This is a genomic window from Parvibaculum sp. (genome assembly GCF_002684405.1).
Classification (GTDB): Bacteria; Pseudomonadota; Alphaproteobacteria; order Parvibaculales; family Parvibaculaceae; genus Parvibaculum.
Map to the genome: position 1 here is coordinate 32,250 of NZ_NYVD01000101.1, position 16,799 is coordinate 49,048.

The following is a 16,799-nucleotide window of genomic DNA, read 5'->3' on the forward strand; positions in this document are numbered from 1 at the left end:
CCGCGCTAGTTTCTGAGGCATGACTGTGAAACCCGACAATCTGCCCCGCGAGAAATTTTCCCATCCGGATGTGACGGCCAAGGAGGAGCGCCGCGCCTCGGTCGGTTTCCGACGGCTGGAGACGCTGTGGATCAACACGGGCACGCTCTGCAATATCGAATGCGCGCATTGCTACATTCATTCCAGCCCGACCGAGGACCGGCTTTCCTACATCACGCGCGACGAGGCGGCGCGCTATCTCGACGAGATCGAGGCATTGAAGCTCGGCACGACGGAAATCGCCTTTACCGGGGGCGAGCCCTTCATGAACCCGGATATGTGCGCCATGGCGGAGGACGCGCTCGCGCGCGGGCATGAGGTGCTGATCCTCACCAATGCCATGCAGCCCATGATGCGCCCAGCGGTAAAAACCGCGCTTCTCGACCTCCGCGCCCGCTTCGGCAATCGCCTGAAGCTGCGGATCAGCATCGACCACTATCTGGAAGAGCCCCATGACCGGGAACGCGGCGCCGGCAGCTATGCGCGCAGCATTGCGGGCCTGCGCTGGCTTGCCGCCCACAGTTTTCCGCTCACCGTCGCGGGCCGAACAGCGTGGGGCGAGGAAGAAAGTGTCATGCGCGCGGGCTTTGCCTCGCTCTTCCGCCAGCTGGAGCTGCCCGTCGATGCGTTCGACCCGGCTTCGCTCATCCTCTTTCCGGAGATGGACGACGAGGCCGATGTGCCGGAGATCACCACTGCCTGCTGGAACATCCTGCATGTCGACCCGGCGCAGGTGATGTGCGCGACGAGCCGCATGGTGGTGAAACGGAAAGGTGCTGCGGAACCGAGTGTCGTCGCCTGCACCCTGCTTCCCGACGATCCTCAATTCGATTTCGGGCCGCGGCTCTCGGATGCGCTTCACCCCGTGAAGCTCAACCACCGTCATTGCGCCAAATTCTGCGTGCTGGGCGGCGGGAGCTGCACTGCGTGAGCCGGCGCCAAAGCGCAATGATTTAAATCAAATTTTATCTATTTATTTTCCTCGGCCTCTTTCACAAGTATACGGGTTCCTCCTTATTGATCCGCTCCTTGCGATATTCTTTTCTTCTCGGGGACAAGATTTCCAATAACCCCCCCAGACGAGGAGGATCGTCCATGAAGAAGATCGCAGTCACTCTGGTTGCCGCCACGAGCGCATTCGCCATGTGGGCAGGCGCTGCCTCGGCCGACGTGTTCATGACTGGTAAGCAGGTCGCCAAGGAGATCGTCGGCAACACGATCGAAGGCCAGTATCGCGAATGCGCAGCCGACCGGAACGACTTCCAGGAATATTACGATCCCGACGGCACGATCCGCGGCCGCGAACGCCCCTGCCGGATGAGCGGCAGCTGGTCGCGTTATGGCGGCTCGTGGGAGGTGAAGGACGGGAAGTTCTGCGTCACGCTGGGCTCCGGCCGTTCCAGCGGATGCTTCGACTACAATATCGGCAAGGATGGCATGCTGACCCGCTACAATGCGGTTGGCGTGACCGATCTCAAGTTCAAAGTCTATGACGGAAATCCCGACCATCTTTGATGGCGGTCGCAGGATTACAGGCGGGCGCGGCCTCATGGGGCGGCGCCCGTTTTCTTTCAGGTAAAGGCAGATCGGACCGCGATGGCGGCGACGACATGGAAGGCCGCGCCGGCCTTCATATCACGATGCACACCCTGTCGCCCCTCAGCGAGCCTTCATCATCATAGCAAGATTGGAAAGCATCGAGCTGTCCCAGACAGCGCAAATATCGGCCTGTGTATCGAGAAACGCTTCCATCACCAATGGATCGAAGCCTCCCGGATCTCCCCGACACTCTTTCATCAGTTGACTGATGGTATCTTCGTGGCTGCGCTGTGCCTTATAGGAACGAACGGAACGCAGCGCGTCATAGACATCCGCCACGGCTACGATACGCGCCTCAAGCGGGATATTCTTCCCGCTCAGCCGAGCCGGATAGCCTCTCCCATCATATCGTTCATGATGAAGGAGCGCGACGTTGCGCGCCATTTGCGCGAACGGCCCCGCTTCCTTCGCGAGTGCCTGCCCCCCAAGATAGCAATGAGCCTCGATCAGGCTGCGCTCATCAAGCGTAAGAGAGCCCGGCTTGCAGAGTGTGGAAACCGGAATGAACAACTTCCCGACGTCGTGGAAATAGGCGGCATCGCCGATCAGGCTCGCCTCTTGCGCGGGCAGCCCCATCGCAAGCCCTAACCCTGTCGTCAGCATCGCCACGCGGGTTGAGTGGCCATACAAATCCAGACCGGGATGCGCGCAATCGGCGCGATAAAGGGCATGCCTCAGCTCTGCCAGGGCATCTCCGCCGGACCTATCATCCAAAGACTTATGAGGTTCCATCTCGACCTCTCAAGCGCCGCCCTCTCAAATGCGGCGGCGCCATCTTTTGTCGGGGCCGATTAAGAAGTCTCTAACGCAGCGTGTCCGAAAGGCATGGATGACAGGCTGCCACTTCGCCCAACGCGTTTCCGCAATGACATACGATCAGGCGGCAATGAGCCATATGAGAGGCAGGACGATCGCCGTGGCGATACCGTTCAGCGCCATGGCGACGCCGGAAAAGGTGCCCGCAACCTCATGTTCCTGAAAGGCGCGCGCCGTGCCGATGCCATGCGCGGCCGTGCCCATCGCAAACCCCCTTGCGCGCTCGTCCTTCACGCCCAGCGCGTTGAAGAGCATCGCACCCGATATGGCGCCGATGATGCCCGTCACGATGACGAAGGCGGCGGTGAGCGGGGCCAGCCCCCCGATCTTGTCGGCAATCCCCATCGCAATCGGCGTGGTGACGGATTTGGGCGCCAGCGAGCGGATGGTTTCCGCCTCCGCGCCGAGGGCCCAGCCGATGCCGACAGCCGACACCACCGCCGTGGTGGAACCCGCCACAAGCGCCAGCACCATGGGTTTCAGCGAGCGGCGCACATGATGGAAATTCGTGTAGAGCGGCACCGCGATGCCCACCGTGGCGGGACCGAGCAGCCAGAGGAGAAGCGCGCCCGCTGGCTCATATTGCAGCATGGCCTGTTTATCGACCGCCAGCAGGAACATGACGGGCAGCGCTGTCAGCAGCACGGTGTTGGCCAGCGGATGGCCGTTCACCTTTTGCTGGAAGCGCCGGGCCAGAAGATAGATGCCGACGATGAGCGCGAGCCAGAAGGCCATGGCGCCGATCTCATCAAGCGGGACAAGGTCGATACCGATGTCACTCATTCCATCCCCTCTCCGTCATCGCCTTTCGCCGCCCAGCGGAAAACGAGCGCGCCGACCGCCATGGCAAGCAGGGTGGAGACGACAAGCGCCACGGCAATCGGCAGGAGATCGCGGCGCAGGAGCGCGATATAGCCCATCAGGCCAACACCGGCGGGCACGTAGAAAAGGTTGAGGTGGGAAAGCAGGAAGGCGGTCATGCGGCGCAACGGGTCGGGCACATGGCCCGTCGCGAGCAGCCCGGCCAACAGGATCAAGATGCCGATAACCGTGCCGGGCACGGGAAGCGCCAGCGTATCGGACAGCCAGTTGCCCACCTCGTTGCAGACAACCAGCAGCGCAAAGGCGAGCGCGAGGCCGGGGAGCCCACGCATGGTTCAGCGCGCCTTGAAATGCTTGGAGAGCTTCAGCCCCTGGCGCTGATAGTTGGAGCCAATATCGCCGCCATAGAGTTTGCCCGGGCGGTCGGTCAGGCGCTCATAGACGAGGCGGCCGATAATCTGGCGATGCTCCAGAATGAAGGGCACGTCGTGGCTGCGCACTTCCAGAACGGCCCGGCTGCCGACGCCGCCGGCTTCACGCGCGCCGAAGCCGGGATCGAAGAAGCCCGCATAGTGCACGCGGAACTCGCCCACCAGCGGGTTGTAGGGCACCATTTCGGCGGCATGGGTGGGCGGCACATGCACGGCCTCGCGCGAGGCGAGGATGTAGAATTCATCCGGGTCCAGAATGAGGCCCCTGTTGTCGCGGATATAGAGCGGCTCCCAGAAATCGAGAACCTCATAGGCGTCCGGCTGGTCGACATCGATCACACCGGTATGGCGCTTGGCGCGATAGCCGACAAGGCCGTCTTCCCGGTCGGTTTTCAGGTTCACGGTGAGCGCGAGGCCGCCATCGATATCCGCCTCGCCCTCCACGAGCTTTACCTGCTCGTGCAGCCGCTTCAGTTCCGCGTCGGAATGGGTCGGCGTGCCGCGCCGAAAGCGGATCTGCGACAGGCGCGAGCCGGGCCGCACCAGGATCGGAAAGGTGCGCGGCGAAATCTCCAGATAGAGATGGCCCTTGTAGCCGGGCTCCACCTGATCGAACTCGGCGCAGAAATCGGTGATGACGCGGGTGAAGACATCGAGACGGCCCGTCGAGCTTTTCGGGTTCGCGGCAGCCGAGGTGCGCTCCGACAACGCCAGCGCTTCCACCAGCGGGACGAGATAGACGCAGCCGGTTTCCAGCACGGCGCCTTCCGTCAGGTCGATCTTGTGAAGGGTCAGCTCTTCGACGCATTCCATGACACCGCGATGGGGGCCGGGCAGGAAGCTCGCCCGCAGGCGATAGGCCGTGGTCCCGAGCCTCAAATCGAGGCTCGCGGGCTGGATCTGCGCCGGCTCGATCTCGGGGCTGCCCCAGATTTCCTTTTCCCGGATCAGCGACTGGATCGCATGGGCGGGCAGGATACCGGTCGCATGGGTCTGGCCGGGGCCGACCCTGCGGGGCTCCGGATCTTCAATATGGGGAAAAAGGTCGTCTGCGGGTGTCGTCATGGTCCTGCCCTTATAAGGTGGCCGGGCTTTTGGCGGAAGCCCCGCGATTGCGGTCCCGAAACAGGCCGGGCCGGACTTCTGCCCGGCTGCGTCTTGACTGGACGCCCTGCCCGGCTTTTAATGCGCCGCGTTCGGGCGGCTCAGGGCCGGTCGGGCCCGTGGTGATTTGAGCCGACCGGCTTGCGGCCACGTAAAACAACCCGCTAAAAAGGTCGGGTTGTGAAACCCCGTCCTTCCCGGTCGGGGTTTTTTGTTTTGGGGACACGCCAATGACCGAAAAGACCCCCTCCTCCGCCAAATGGAGCGCCCGCACCGCCGCCGTCCATGGGGGCACCATGCGCAGCCAGTTCGGAGAGACGAGCGAGGCGATGTTCCTGACGTCGGGCTATGTGTACGAGACGATGGAATCGGCGGAGGCCCGCTTCAAGAACGAAGAGCCGGGCTACGTCTATAGCCGCTTTGCGAACCCCACCGTGCGCATGTTCGAGGAGCGCATCGCGGCGCTTGAGGGCGCGGCGGATGCCCGGGCGACGGCAAGCGGCATGGCTGCCGTGACCGCCTCCATGCTCTGTCATCTGCAGGCGGGCGACCATGTACTGTCTTCGCGCGCGCTTTTCGGCTCCTGCCGTTACATCGTGGAGACGCTGCTGCCGCGCTTCGGCGTGACCTCCAGTTTCGTGGACGGGCGCAACATGGACGAATGGCGCGCGGCCATCCGCCCCGAGACCAAGGTGCTCTTTCTGGAATCGCCCTCCAACCCGACGCTGGAAGTGATCGACATCGCGGCGGTGGCCGAGCTTGCCCATGCCAATGGGGCGCGCCTGATCGTCGACAATGTGTTTGCGACGCCGGTTCTCCAGAAGCCGATGGAGCTGGGCGCGGATGTCGTCGTCTATTCCGCGACCAAGCATATCGACGGCCAGGGCCGCTGCCTCGGCGGGGTGGTGCTGTCGGACCAGGACTTCATCGACGAGCATCTGGCGAATTTCCTGCGCCAGACCGGCCCCGCCATCAGCCCCTTCAATGCCTGGGTCATGCTCAAAAGCCTCGAGACGCTGGACCTTCGTGTGCGTCAGCATGCAAGAAATGCAGAGGCCGTTGCGCGCTTCCTCGACGGCCATGAAAAAGTGGAACGTGTATTTTACCCGGGCCTCGAATCCCACCCTCAGCACAATCTCGCCATGAGCCAGATGGAGATGGGCGGCAACATCGTCGCCTTCGAGGTGAAGGGGGGCAAGGCCGGCGCCTTCAAGGCGGCCAATGCGCTGGAAATCGTCAAGATTTCCAACAACCTGGGCGATGCCAAGAGCCTCATCACACACCCGGCGACGACGACCCATCAGCGGCTTTCGCCGGAGGCGCGAGAGGAGCTGGGTATCCGGGAAGGGCTCGTCCGGCTCTCCGTCGGGCTCGAGGAGGCCGACGATCTCATCGCCGATTTCGATGCGGCACTTGCGCGCATCTGAGATTGATCCACTCCGGACAGGTGAACATTAAGGGGAATTTAGCCCCTCTCCTGCTAAGTCTGCCTTGCGGAACTCGCTGGGACACCTCTTGCCAAGAACATGGCCGGGTCATATCCAGTGCCGCGGGGCATTCAGAATGAAGACCTCACGCCGGGCGTACCGGAGAGCAGGACAGCCGATGTACAGCGAGAAGACAAGATCCATCAAAGTCTGCGTAGAACCGACCTATCTGGAAGACCAGTCGGAGCCCGATGACGATTATTTCGTCTGGGCCTATCGCGTTGTCATCGAAAATGAAGGCGGCGAGACGGTGCAGCTGCGCTCGCGCTACTGGCAGATCGCCGATGCGGGCGGCCGGGTGCATGAAGTGCGCGGCGACGGCGTGGTCGGCGAGCAGCCCGTGCTCCATCCCGGCGAGCGCTTCGAATATACCAGCGGGACCCCGCTCGGTGCGCCTTCGGGCATCATGTTCGGCAAGTACCAGATGGAAACCGGCGGCGGCGAAACCTTCGAGGTGAACATTCCCGCCTTCTCGCTCGATTGCCCCCACACCAAGGCACTGATGAACTGATCGCCAAGCCGCGCTAGGATGCGCCCTCACCCAGGGGGACGCGATGGCGCCGATACGGCTTTCAACCCGGGAGATGATCGACCGGCTCATCTCCTTCGACACGACCAGCCGGAATTCCAATCTCGAGCTGATTTCCTTTATCGAGGACTATCTGGCCAGTCACGGCGTCGCCTCGCAGCGCGTAGTGAACGAGGACGGCTCCAAGGCCAATCTCTTTGCAACTATCGGCGAGGCGTCGAAGCCGGGCGGCATCGTGCTGTCGGGCCATACCGATGTCGTGCCGGTGGACGGGCAGGACTGGTCGGGCGATCCCTTCCGCGTGGTCGAAAAGGACGGGATGCTTTTCGGGCGCGGCACCAGCGACATGAAAAGCTTCATCGCCATTGCGCTCGTCATGGTGCCGGAGTTTCTGAAGCGCGGACCGACCATCCCCGTGCATCTCGCCTTTTCCTATGACGAGGAAATCGGCTGCCTCGGCGTCAGGCCGATGATCGACGGCATCGTGCGCACCCTTCCGCGCCCGGCGGTCGCCATTGTCGGCGAGCCTTCGATGATGAAGGTCGTCAATGCGCATAAATCCATCCAGTCCTATTTCACGACCGTGACGGGTCTCGAATCCCATTCCAGCCAAACGCACAAAGGCGTCTCCGCGATCTCCTATGCGGTGGAGCTGATCGCGTTTCTGGACAGGCTCGCGCAGGAAATGCGCGAGCGCGCACCGGCGGGCTGCCGCTTCGCGCCGCCCTACACCACCATCAATGTGGGGGTGCTGAAAGGCGGTACGGCCGTGAACATCATTCCGCGCCAATGCGAATTCGGCTGGGAATACCGCGCGCTGCCCGACGACGATCCCGACGAGATCATCAACCGCTTCACCGCCTTTGCCGAAGAAGAATTGCTGCCGCGCATGCGTGAGGTCTATCCGCAGGCCCGCATCGAAACGCGCGAACGCGCCAAAGCGCCGGGCCTCGTGCCGGAAACCGGGTCGGCGGCGGAAACGCTGATCCTGAAGCTCGCGCAATGCAACGAGACGGAAGCCGTCTCCTATGCGACCGAGGCCGGGCTTTTCCAGATGGCGGATGTGCCGACGCTGGTTTGCGGGCCCGGCGACATTGCGCAGGCCCACAAGCCGGACGAGTTCATCGAGCTTTCTCAGATCGCCGAATGCGAGCGCTTCATGATGCGGCTCGCGGAGCATGTGGGGGGCTGAGAGCTACTCCTCCAGCCCTTCCTTCAGCTCGTCGGCGGTGAAGACATAGACCGAGCTGCAGAACTCGCATTTGGTGGTGATGACGTCGTCCAACACCATGCTGTCGATTTCCTCCGCGCCGAATGAGCGCAGGACCGAACTCATGCGCTCGCGCGAGCAGCGACACCCGAATTCCACACCGGATGTCTGGAAGGCGCGGACGCCATCCTCATGGAAAAGGCGGAACAGCAGACGTTGCGGCTCCAGCGCGGGGTCGAGGAGCTCGTGGTCCTCCACCGTGTCGAGCAGGATGGAGGCGCGGTTCCAGCTTTCCTCTTCCTCCGTATAGGGACTGTCGTCGTCTCCCTCGCGATAGCCGGTGAGACCGCCCTCGCGCGCGACATGCTGGATCATGATCGCGCCGGCGCGCCAATGCTTCTCGCTACGGCCTTCCGCATCGCGGCTATAAAGCGGCCCGGCGGCGATGCGGATGCGGGTCGCCACCTGTTCGGAACTCTCGAAATATTCATGCGCCGAATGGGTGAGCCCTTCCGGGTCGAGCGCGACGATGCCCTGATAGCGGTCCATGTCGCCGCCCTGATCGATGGTGAGGGCCATATGCCCTTCTCCCATCAGCTCGGCGGATGACGCGTTGCCCGCCGCGATGGCTTCGTTCACGGCATCGCTGTCCATATGCGCATAGCCGCGCACCTTGCCGGTGCCGTCGCCGTGACTTTCATAGTCGGCGACCAGCATGGAGATGGGGCCCTTGCTCTGCGTCTGCAGGATGAAGCGGCCCTCGAATTTGAGGGCGGAGCCAAGCATCACCGTCAGCGCCAGCGCTTCGCCCAAGAGGCGGGAGACCGGCTCGGGGTAATCGTGGCGTTTCAGGACTTCGTCGACCAGCGGCCCGAGACGCACGAGGCGGCCCCTTATGCCCAGATCCTCGATCTGGAAGGGCTGCACGATGTCGTCGCCCGGCATGTCGAAGCGGCGGCCATCGCCGCCGCCCCTGTTCTGGCTTGCGTCACTCATCTCTACTTCCTGTCAGTCGGGCGTGTTGTCTCACACCACCGCCTGGCCGTTCGGGCTGTTACCCGAAGCACCAGGCGAGCACACCCTTTTGGGCGTGCAGCCGGTTTTCCGCCTCGTCCCAGACCACCGAGGCGGGACCGTCGATCACGTCGGCGGTCATTTCCTCGCCGCGATGCGCGGGCAGGCAATGCATGAAAATGGCGTCCGGGGCCGCCTTGCCCATCAGCGTCTCGTTCACCTGGAACGGAGCCAATAGATTGTGACGGCGGGTCTTGGTTTCAACATCGTCGCCCATGGAGACCCAGGTGTCGGCCACCACGCAATCGACGCCGTCCACCGCCGCGCCCGGATCGGTGCCGAGCGTCACTTTCGCGCCGGTCTTCTTCGCCCAGTCCATGACATCGGCATCCGGGCTCAGTTCCGGCGGGCAGGCCAGGCGCAGTTCGAAGCCGAGCTGACCGGCGGCATGGATCCAGGAGACGGCGACATTGTTGCCGTCGCCCACCCAGGCGACCTTTCGGCCGGCGATAGCGCCCTTGTGTTCCTCGAAGGTCATCACATCCGCCATGAGCTGGCAGGGATGGGACTTGTCGGTGAGACCGTTGATGACGGGGACGCTCGCATTTTCGGCGAGGTCCAGCAGCGAGGCATGGTCGGTGGTGCGGATCATGACCGCATCGACGAAGCGCGACAGAACGCGCGCCGTGTCGGCAACGGTTTCGCCGCGGCCAAGCTGGGTTTCCTGCCCGTTCATCAGAAGCGTCTGACCGCCAAGCTGGCGCATCGCCACATCGAAGGAGACGCGGGTTCGCGTCGAAGGCTTCTCGAAGATCATGGCGAGCAGCTTGCCGTTGAGCGGCATGTCGTCATCGGGCTCGGCCTGGCCCTTGCCTTTGCGCGCGGCCTTGCGTGCATGGGCGTCGTCGAGGATGGCGCGCAATTCGCCCGGCGCGACTTCATGCAGATCGAGGAAATGCCGGCTCATGCTGCGCCCTCCCGCTTCCCGCCCGCGTGTCCGTCCAGCGCGGTGCAGGCATTCGACAGCTTGTCGATGGCTTCTTCCACCTCTTGGTCTCCGATATTGAGCGGCGGCAGCAGGCGGATCGTATTGTCGCCCGCGCCCACCACCAGCAGATGTTCGCTGCGCGCGGCGGCCACCAGATCGGTGTTCGGCACCTTGCATTTGATGCCGAGCATCAGGCCTTCGCCGCGCACGCCCTCGATGATGTCGGGATGCTCGTCGGCAAGCCGCGCGAGCTTCTGGCGCAGCGTGCGGCCGAGTTCGTTCACATGCTCGATGAACCCGTCGGCCAGCACCTGATCCAGCACTGCATTGGCGACCGCCATGGCAAGCGGATTGCCGCCGAAGGTCGAGCCATGCGTGCCCGCCGTCATGCCCTTGGCCGCTTCTTCCGTCGCAAGGCAGGCGCCCACCGGAAAGCCGCCGCCCAGCGCCTTGGCAATCGCCATGATGTCGGGCGTGATGCCGGCCAGTTCATGCGCGAAGAGCTTGCCCGTGCGGCCGATGCCGGTCTGCACCTCGTCGAGCACGAGCAGGATGCCCGCCTCGTCGCAGATTTCGCGGATCTGCCGGAGATCGCCATAGGGCAAGGGACGGATACCGCCCTCGCCCTGAATGGGTTCGATGAGAATGCCCGCGGTCGCGGGGCCGATCGCCTCCTTGAGCGCATTCAGATCATCGAAAGGCACTTGCGGGAAACCAGGCATCGCCGGGCCGAAGCCTTCCAGATATTTCTTCTGGCCGCCCGCGGCGATAGTCGCCAGCGTCCGCCCATGGAAGGCCCCTTCCATGGTGATGAGTTCGTAGCGCTCCGGATGGCCGTTCACCGCGTGATATTTGCGCGCCATCTTGATCGCGCATTCCAGCGCCTCTGCGCCCGAATTGGTGAAGAAGACCGTATCGGCGAAGGTCGCCTCGACCAGGCGCTGCGCCAGCCGCTCCTGTCCGGGAATGCGATAGATGTTGGAGGTGTGCCAGACCTTCTGCGCCTGCTCGTTCAGCGCGGCGACGAGACCGGGGTTTGCATGACCGAGCACGTTGACGGCGATCCCGGCGCCGAAGTCGAGATATCGCTCGCCCAAGGCGGTGAGGAGATATGAGCCCTCGCCCTTCTCGAATTCGAGGTCGGCCCGTGCATAGGTCGGCAGAACTGGCGTGATCACGACTGCGCTCCTGCGGGGGATCGCACCGGCCGCTTGTGTCGATAGACCGTCCGGCTGCGCCTGTCATTTTCCATAGACAGGCCCCAATAGAAAAAGCCGCCCAAATCCGGCGGCGTTGCGAGAAGCCTCGAAGTATTAGGGAGAGGCCGCCTCGCTGTCAATCGCAGACGGCCTCTCCCAACGCAAAAAAGTGAAGTCATGCGGGCGGTTAGCGTGTCTTCCGCCTCCCCCTGACCGGCCGGTCAGGCCTTCAGCCGGTAGCCGCGCTTCAGCATCATGTGGCAAACCGCCCAGAGGATCGCATTGACCGCCAACACGACCGCCACGCCGATCTCGATGGAGCCGTCGGCATGGCCCGTCATGCCATAGCGGAAGCCGTCGATCAGATAGAAGATCGGGTTGTACTGGGTGATGTGATAGGCGAAATCCGGAAGCTGCGTCACCGAATAGAAGGTGCCCGAGAGGAAGGTCGCCGGCAGGATCAGGAAGTTGGTCACGGCCTGAAGATGATCGAACTTCTCCGACCAGATGCCGCCCATCATGCCGAGCAGCGACAGCATGAGCGAAGCCCCCACGGCAAAGAAGACCACGGCCCAGAGATGATCGATCTCCAGATGGATGAAGGGCCACATGCCCAGCGCCGTCGCCAGGCCGCAGACCACGCCGCGCGTGACGCCCGCCGTCGCAATCCCCACATTCAGCTCGCCCGGCGAAAGGGGCGGCATGAGGATATCGACGATATTGCCCTGCACTTTCGAGATCAGGATCGAGGAGGAGGTATTGGCGAAGGAGTTCTGGATCATCGTCATGATGATGAGACCCGGCGCCAGAAACTCGATAAAGGGCACGCCATGCACATCCGGCCGGAACTTGCCGATGGCAAGCGCGAAGATCGCAAGGTAAAGAAGCGTGGTCACCACGGGCGCCGCCACCGTCTGGGTGATGACCTTCATGAAGCGGCGCACTTCCTTCATGTAGAGCGTCCACACGCCGAGCCAGTTCACCGAGCCGAACCGACGCGCACCGACCATGGGCTGCATTGACTTGCGATCTGTCGAAACACTCATGGGCAAGGCTCCCTTGACGTTTTGTCGGTGCCGCCGGCGACAGGCGCCCGGCACACGCTTGATTTACGGGCAAGCAATAGGGGACCGCCGCCCCCGTGACAATCGCGCCCCGAAAAATTGTCACAGGCCCTCGCCAAAGGACCGTCGCGGATGGGCAGCAACGGCATAAACCCGCCCTTCAAGGGGATATCCGTCCCGGACAGGGCCATTCTGGCCGCGCAAGGGGCATATATAGGGAGAGAAACGCGGCGCCCCCACCCTTTTCTGTGGATAAGCCGAATCGAAGGCGCATGTCTCCTTGCTAACAACTACCCCCATCTAGTATATTTTTCATGAACACATACGAAATCTGGTGTGCCTGACGGGCGTAATTTGCGGGCATTGGCCGGGCCGAGGCCGGGTCCTGCCGGATCGCAGGGTCTTCCGGGCCAATAAGGGGGAAGGAACCGAGATGTGGACTGAGGAACGCGTAGAACTCCTGAAAAAGCTGTGGTCGGAAGGCCTCAGCGCCAGTCAGGTTGCCAAGCAGCTTGGCGGCGTGACGCGAAATGCGGTGATCGGCAAGGTGCACCGGCTCGGTCTTTCCGGCCGTGCCACACCGAGCCGCCCGGCGCGCACGAGCCGCCCCGCGGCGCCGCGCACGCTGGTCCGGGCCCGGCCCGAGCCGGCCACCCCGCGTGAGCAGAAAGAAGAGCTTCAGAGCCGGAGCGAGGACAATCTGCCGAAGGAAAGCCGGGCCTCGAGCGCAAGCGAGCTGCCCGACCTGCCGCTTTCGGAACGCGCCACGGTGCTGACGCTGACCGAACGGACCTGCAAATGGCCGATCGGCGAGCCGGGCAAGGCCGGCTTCCATTTCTGCGGCCGCGCCGCCGAAGACGGCATGCCCTATTGCCCCGAACATGCGCGGAAGGCCTACCAGCCGGCGCAGAGCCGCCGCAATCGCGAACGTGCGCGGACGGAACGGCTTACGGGCTGACCCCTTCGGAGGGGAGCCTTCCCGTCTAGGCCCCGGGGGACGGGGCGCAAACAAAAGCCGGTGTCGAGAGACACCGGCTTTTTTCTTTTCGGCATAAAGCGCTCGGGCTCGAAAGCGTTCAGGCCCGGAACTGCTCGTCCAGCGCATAGCCCGCGGAGCGGACGGTGCGGATCGGATCGCGCTCGCCCCTGTCGTTGAGCGCCTTGCGCAAACGGCCCACATGCACATCCACGGTACGGGCTTCGACATAGACATCGGAGCCCCAGACCGCATCGAGCAATTGTTCGCGGCTGAAGACGCGCCCGGGATGCTGGATCAGATGATCGAGCAGGCGGTATTCGGTGGGTCCCAGATGAACCTCCCGCTCGCCGCGCCGCACACGATGGGCCGCCCGGTCGATCACGATGTCGCCAAAGGTCACGAGGTCCTCGGTCAGCGCGGGCCGGATACGCCGCATGACCGCCCTGATCCGCGCCAGAAGCTCGGTCATGGAAAAAGGCTTGGTCACATAATCGTCGGCGCCCGTGTCGAGGCCGCGGATACGGTCCGATTCCTCACCACGCGCCGTGATCATGATGATCGGCAGGTTGCGGGTTTCGGGCCGTCCGCGAAGCCTGCGGCAAAGCTCGATACCGGACAGTCCCGGCAGCATCCAGTCGAGAAGGACGAGATCGGGGGTCGTTTCCCGAACCATCATCGCCGCTTCCTCGCCATCCGACGCGGAGAGAATCCGGTAGCCTTCCTTGTCCAGATTGTACTGGAGGAGGGTCGATAGAGCCTCCTCGTCTTCCACAATCAATACGGTTGGTTTCATTCTTCGTTCAAAGGACGCGTGAGACCGTAGCTCATCCGCCGTGGTCAACATCTGCATTTCCCTTGTGGCCTCCTTCAATCATCCGATTCTATCGAGGTCATGCTCGTCGTATCGCCCTTCGGGCGGTCATCCACGACACGTTCGCCGGTGATGAGGTAGCGGACCGTCTCGGCGACATTGGTCGTGTGGTCGCCGATCCGTTCCAGGTTCTTGGCAATGAAGAGCAGATGGGTGGAGACGCCGATCGTGCGGGGGTCTTCCATCATGTAGGTCAGCAGTTCACGGAAGATCGAGTTGTACATCTCGTCGATCTCTTCGTCCTGCATCCAGACATCCATGGCAGCCTGCGCATCGCGGCTGGAATAGGAATCCAGCACCGTCTTGAGCTGCCCCTGAGCCAGCCGGCCCATGCGCCCGATGCTCTGGATGAGACGGTTCTCGATATTGAAATCGGAACCGATCACGATGGCGCGTTTGGCGATGTTCTTCGCCAGATCGCCGATGCGTTCCAGATCGTTCGAAATCTTGATCGAGGCAATGGCCTCGCGAAGATCGGCCGCCATGGGCTGGCGGAGCGCGATCACACGCACAGCCTGAGTTTCGATCTGCGTTTCGAGATCGTCGATCCGCACGTCCTCGCGCACGGTGCGCTCGGCCAGCTGATTATCGCGCCGCTGAACGGCCTCAAGAGCTGCCGATAGCTGAGCTTCGGTCAGCCCGCCCATCTGGGCGATCCCGGTGCTGAGCTTCTCGAGCTCCTCCTGGAAGGACTTCACTGTATGTTCTGTCGTCACGCCTGATCCTCCTTTTGGCCCCTCACCGAGTGACCGGCGTCGAAATTAACCGAAACGGCCGGTGATGTAGTTCTGCGTGCGCTCGTCGTCCGGATTTGTGAAGATCTTGTCGGTATCCCCCTCTTCCACCAGCACACCAAGGTGGAAGAACGCGGTTCGCTGCGACACGCGTGCCGCCTGCTGCATGGAGTGCGTCACGATCACGATCGTGTAGTCCGACCGGAGTTCGTCCATCAGCTCTTCGATTTTCGCCGTCGCGATCGGATCGAGCGCCGAGCAGGGCTCGTCCATCAGGATGACTTCCGGCTTCACGGCAATGGCGCGCGCGATGCACAGACGCTGCTGCTGACCGCCGGAAAGACCCGTGCCCGGCTGGTCCAGGCGATCCTTCACTTCTTCCCAGAGGCCGGCCTTCTGAAGGCTGGTCGCCACCAGCTCTTCCATGTCGGCCTTGTTGTTGGAGGAGAAGCCATGGATGCGCGGTCCATAGGCGATGTTATCGAAGATCGACTTCGGGAAGGGGTTCGGCTTCTGGAACACCATACCGACACGCGCCCTGAGTTCGACCACGTCGAGATCGGGGGCGTAGATGTCTTCCCCGTCGAGTTCGATATCGCCGGTGATGCGCGCAATCGGGATGACGTCGTTCATCCGGTTCAGGCAACGCAGGAAGGTGGACTTGCCGCAGCCGGACGGGCCGATAAGCGCCATGATCTCGTTGGTTGGGATCTCCAGGTTCACCCCGAAAAGAGCCTGCTTCTCGCCGTAGTAGACGCAAACGTCACGCGCGCTCATCTTGCTGGTGTCGGCCTGATTTGCACCCTTGGGGGCCGACGAAACGGGTGCGGAAATTTCTACCATTTTCGTTCGAACTTTCTGCGCATGATGACAGCGGTGGAATTCATGAGGATGAGGAAGCCCAGCAGGATGATCGTCGCGCCTGCCGTGCGCTCAACGAAACCGCGCTCGGCGGCGGTCGCCCACATATAGATCTGCACCGGCAGCGCCGTGGCGGGATCCATAGGGGTCGCGGGATAATCGACGACGAAAGCAACGAGGCCGATCATCAGAAGCGGTGCCGTTTCGCCCAGCGCCTGCACCAGCCCGATGATCGTGCCGGTGAGAATACCGGGCAATGCGAGCGGCAAGACGTGATGGGTTACGGTCTGCATCTTGGACGCACCGATCCCCAGCGCCGCCTCACGGATGGAGGGCGGGACGGCGCGGATCGCCGCGCGCGTGGCGATGATCACGGTCGGGAGCGTCATCAGCGTCAGCACCAGACCGCCCACCAAGGAGGACGAGCGCGGCAAGCCGGCGAAATTGATGAAGACGGCAAGCCCCAGAAGACCGAACACGATGGAGGGGACGGCGGCGAGGTTGTTGATGTTCACCTCGATCAGATCCGTCCAGCGGTTCTGCGGCGCGAACTCTTCCAGATAGAGCGCGGCCGCGACCCCGAGCGGCACCGCCAGCAGGACCACGATCAGCATCATGAAGAAGGAGCCGATGGCCGCCACCCCGATACCCGCCGTTTCCGGCTGGGAGGAGGCGCCATAGGTGAACAGACCGGTGTTGAAGGTCAGGGAGAGTATGTCTTTCTGCTTCAGCTCATCGAGCCAGGCCACCTGCTGGTTGTCGAGCTGACGCCGGCTCTCCGGCACGTCGCGGTCGATGGCGCCCTTCATCAGCGCATCCGCATTGCCGCTGGCCAGAAGCCAGACCTTCCGCGTGGTGCCGATGACGGAGGGATCGTCCATCACGATGTTGCGGAGCTGGATCGCCGCCCCGCGCGACAACAGCGCCTCCGCCTTGCGGCGCATCGGCCGGTTGGCGGGATCGACGCCAAGCTCGGCGAGCAGCGCCTCGCGCGCGAGCTTGCGGTAGTTGGCGGTCAGCAGCGTCATGCGATCGCGCTTGCCGGATTTGTC

At 63.0% G+C, this 16,799-nt stretch carries 18 protein-coding genes and 1 riboswitch; of the genes, 6 read left to right on the top strand and 12 right to left on the bottom strand.

The window, feature by feature from the left end:
- The first annotated feature begins 19 nt into the window (after positions 1-19).
- Positions 20-970, top strand: a complete 951-nt coding sequence (locus CMI59_RS09010; RefSeq protein ID WP_293327451.1) for a radical SAM protein — start codon at positions 20-22, stop codon at positions 968-970.
- Positions 971-1,134: 164 nt separating this feature from the next.
- Positions 1,135-1,554: a hypothetical protein gene (locus CMI59_RS09015; RefSeq protein WP_293327454.1), complete on the top strand. Its 420-nt coding sequence runs from the start codon at positions 1,135-1,137 to the stop codon at positions 1,552-1,554.
- A 144-nt stretch (positions 1,555-1,698) separates the two neighbouring features.
- Here the strand turns inward: CMI59_RS09015 and CMI59_RS09020 are convergent, their stop codons facing one another.
- The 4 genes from CMI59_RS09020 to CMI59_RS09035 form a co-directional block, all read right to left on the bottom strand.
- On the bottom strand, positions 1,699-2,370 hold the full coding sequence (locus tag CMI59_RS09020) for an HD domain-containing phosphohydrolase (RefSeq protein ID WP_293327456.1): 672 nt from the start codon (positions 2,368-2,370) through the stop codon (positions 1,699-1,701).
- Positions 2,371-2,514: 144 nt separating this feature from the next.
- A complete protein-coding gene (locus CMI59_RS09025; protein ID WP_293327459.1) occupies positions 2,515-3,237 on the bottom strand; it encodes an LrgB family protein in 723 nt (240 codons plus the stop codon).
- Positions 3,234-3,608, bottom strand: coding sequence for a CidA/LrgA family protein (locus CMI59_RS09030; RefSeq protein WP_293327461.1), 375 nt, complete (start codon positions 3,606-3,608; stop codon positions 3,234-3,236). The genes CMI59_RS09025 and CMI59_RS09030 overlap by 4 nt, the downstream gene beginning before the upstream one ends.
- Before the next feature lie 3 nt (positions 3,609-3,611).
- Positions 3,612-4,772 (bottom strand): 2'-deoxycytidine 5'-triphosphate deaminase, encoded by a 1,161-nt coding sequence (locus CMI59_RS09035; RefSeq protein WP_293327464.1) that lies wholly within the window; start codon positions 4,770-4,772, stop codon positions 3,612-3,614.
- Positions 4,773-4,920: 148 nt separating this feature from the next.
- Positions 4,921-5,000, top strand: a riboswitch (SAM riboswitch).
- 41 nt (positions 5,001-5,041) lie between these two features.
- Here CMI59_RS09035 and CMI59_RS09040 point away from each other — a divergent pair.
- The 3 genes from CMI59_RS09040 (at position 5,042) to argE (ending at position 8,019) form a co-directional block, all read left to right on the top strand.
- Complete coding sequence (locus CMI59_RS09040; protein ID WP_293327467.1) at positions 5,042-6,238, top strand: O-succinylhomoserine sulfhydrylase; 1,197 nt, start codon at positions 5,042-5,044, stop codon at positions 6,236-6,238.
- Between the two features lie 178 nt (positions 6,239-6,416).
- Positions 6,417-6,809: a Co2+/Mg2+ efflux protein ApaG gene (apaG, locus tag CMI59_RS09045; RefSeq protein WP_293327470.1), complete on the top strand. Its 393-nt coding sequence runs from the start codon at positions 6,417-6,419 to the stop codon at positions 6,807-6,809.
- A 43-nt stretch (positions 6,810-6,852) separates the two neighbouring features.
- A complete protein-coding gene (gene argE / locus CMI59_RS09050) occupies positions 6,853-8,019 on the top strand; it encodes an acetylornithine deacetylase (RefSeq protein WP_293327473.1) in 1,167 nt (388 codons plus the stop codon).
- Between the two features lie 3 nt (positions 8,020-8,022).
- On the opposite strand, the gene CMI59_RS09055 is transcribed toward argE, so the two are convergent.
- The 4 genes from CMI59_RS09055 to CMI59_RS09070 form a co-directional block, all read right to left on the bottom strand.
- Entirely contained in the window at positions 8,023-9,033 is a 1,011-nt protein-coding gene (locus tag CMI59_RS09055) for an Hsp33 family molecular chaperone (RefSeq protein WP_293327475.1), read from the bottom strand.
- A gap of 58 nt (positions 9,034-9,091) precedes the next feature.
- Positions 9,092-10,018: an ornithine carbamoyltransferase gene (gene argF, locus CMI59_RS09060; RefSeq protein ID WP_293327478.1), complete on the bottom strand. Its 927-nt coding sequence runs from the start codon at positions 10,016-10,018 to the stop codon at positions 9,092-9,094.
- Positions 10,015-11,217: an aspartate aminotransferase family protein gene (locus CMI59_RS09065; RefSeq protein ID WP_293327480.1), complete on the bottom strand. Its 1,203-nt coding sequence runs from the start codon at positions 11,215-11,217 to the stop codon at positions 10,015-10,017. The genes argF and CMI59_RS09065 overlap by 4 nt, the downstream gene beginning before the upstream one ends.
- Before the next feature lie 242 nt (positions 11,218-11,459).
- Positions 11,460-12,284 (bottom strand): ABC transporter permease, encoded by an 825-nt coding sequence (locus tag CMI59_RS09070; protein ID WP_293327482.1) that lies wholly within the window; start codon positions 12,282-12,284, stop codon positions 11,460-11,462.
- Positions 12,285-12,735: 451 nt separating this feature from the next.
- Here CMI59_RS09070 and CMI59_RS09075 point away from each other — a divergent pair, with 451 nt between their 5' ends.
- Entirely contained in the window at positions 12,736-13,260 is a 525-nt protein-coding gene (locus tag CMI59_RS09075; RefSeq protein ID WP_293327485.1) for a GcrA family cell cycle regulator, read from the top strand.
- Positions 13,261-13,378: 118 nt separating this feature from the next.
- Here the strand turns inward: CMI59_RS09075 and phoB are convergent, their stop codons facing one another.
- The 4 genes from phoB to pstA form a co-directional block, all read right to left on the bottom strand.
- The gene (gene phoB / locus CMI59_RS09080) at positions 13,379-14,074 is read right to left on the bottom strand and encodes a phosphate regulon transcriptional regulator PhoB (RefSeq protein WP_293327488.1); all 696 of its coding nucleotides are present in this window, start codon (positions 14,072-14,074) and stop codon (positions 13,379-13,381) included.
- Between the two features lie 74 nt (positions 14,075-14,148).
- Positions 14,149-14,868: a phosphate signaling complex protein PhoU gene (gene phoU / locus CMI59_RS09085; RefSeq protein WP_293327491.1), complete on the bottom strand. Its 720-nt coding sequence runs from the start codon at positions 14,866-14,868 to the stop codon at positions 14,149-14,151.
- Positions 14,869-14,913: 45 nt separating this feature from the next.
- Positions 14,914-15,663, bottom strand: a complete 750-nt coding sequence (gene pstB, locus CMI59_RS09090) for a phosphate ABC transporter ATP-binding protein PstB (protein WP_293327500.1) — start codon at positions 15,661-15,663, stop codon at positions 14,914-14,916.
- Between the two features lie 59 nt (positions 15,664-15,722).
- Positions 15,723-16,799: phosphate ABC transporter permease PstA (pstA, locus tag CMI59_RS09095; RefSeq protein WP_293327494.1), on the bottom strand; the 1,077-nt coding region annotated here is incomplete at its 5' end.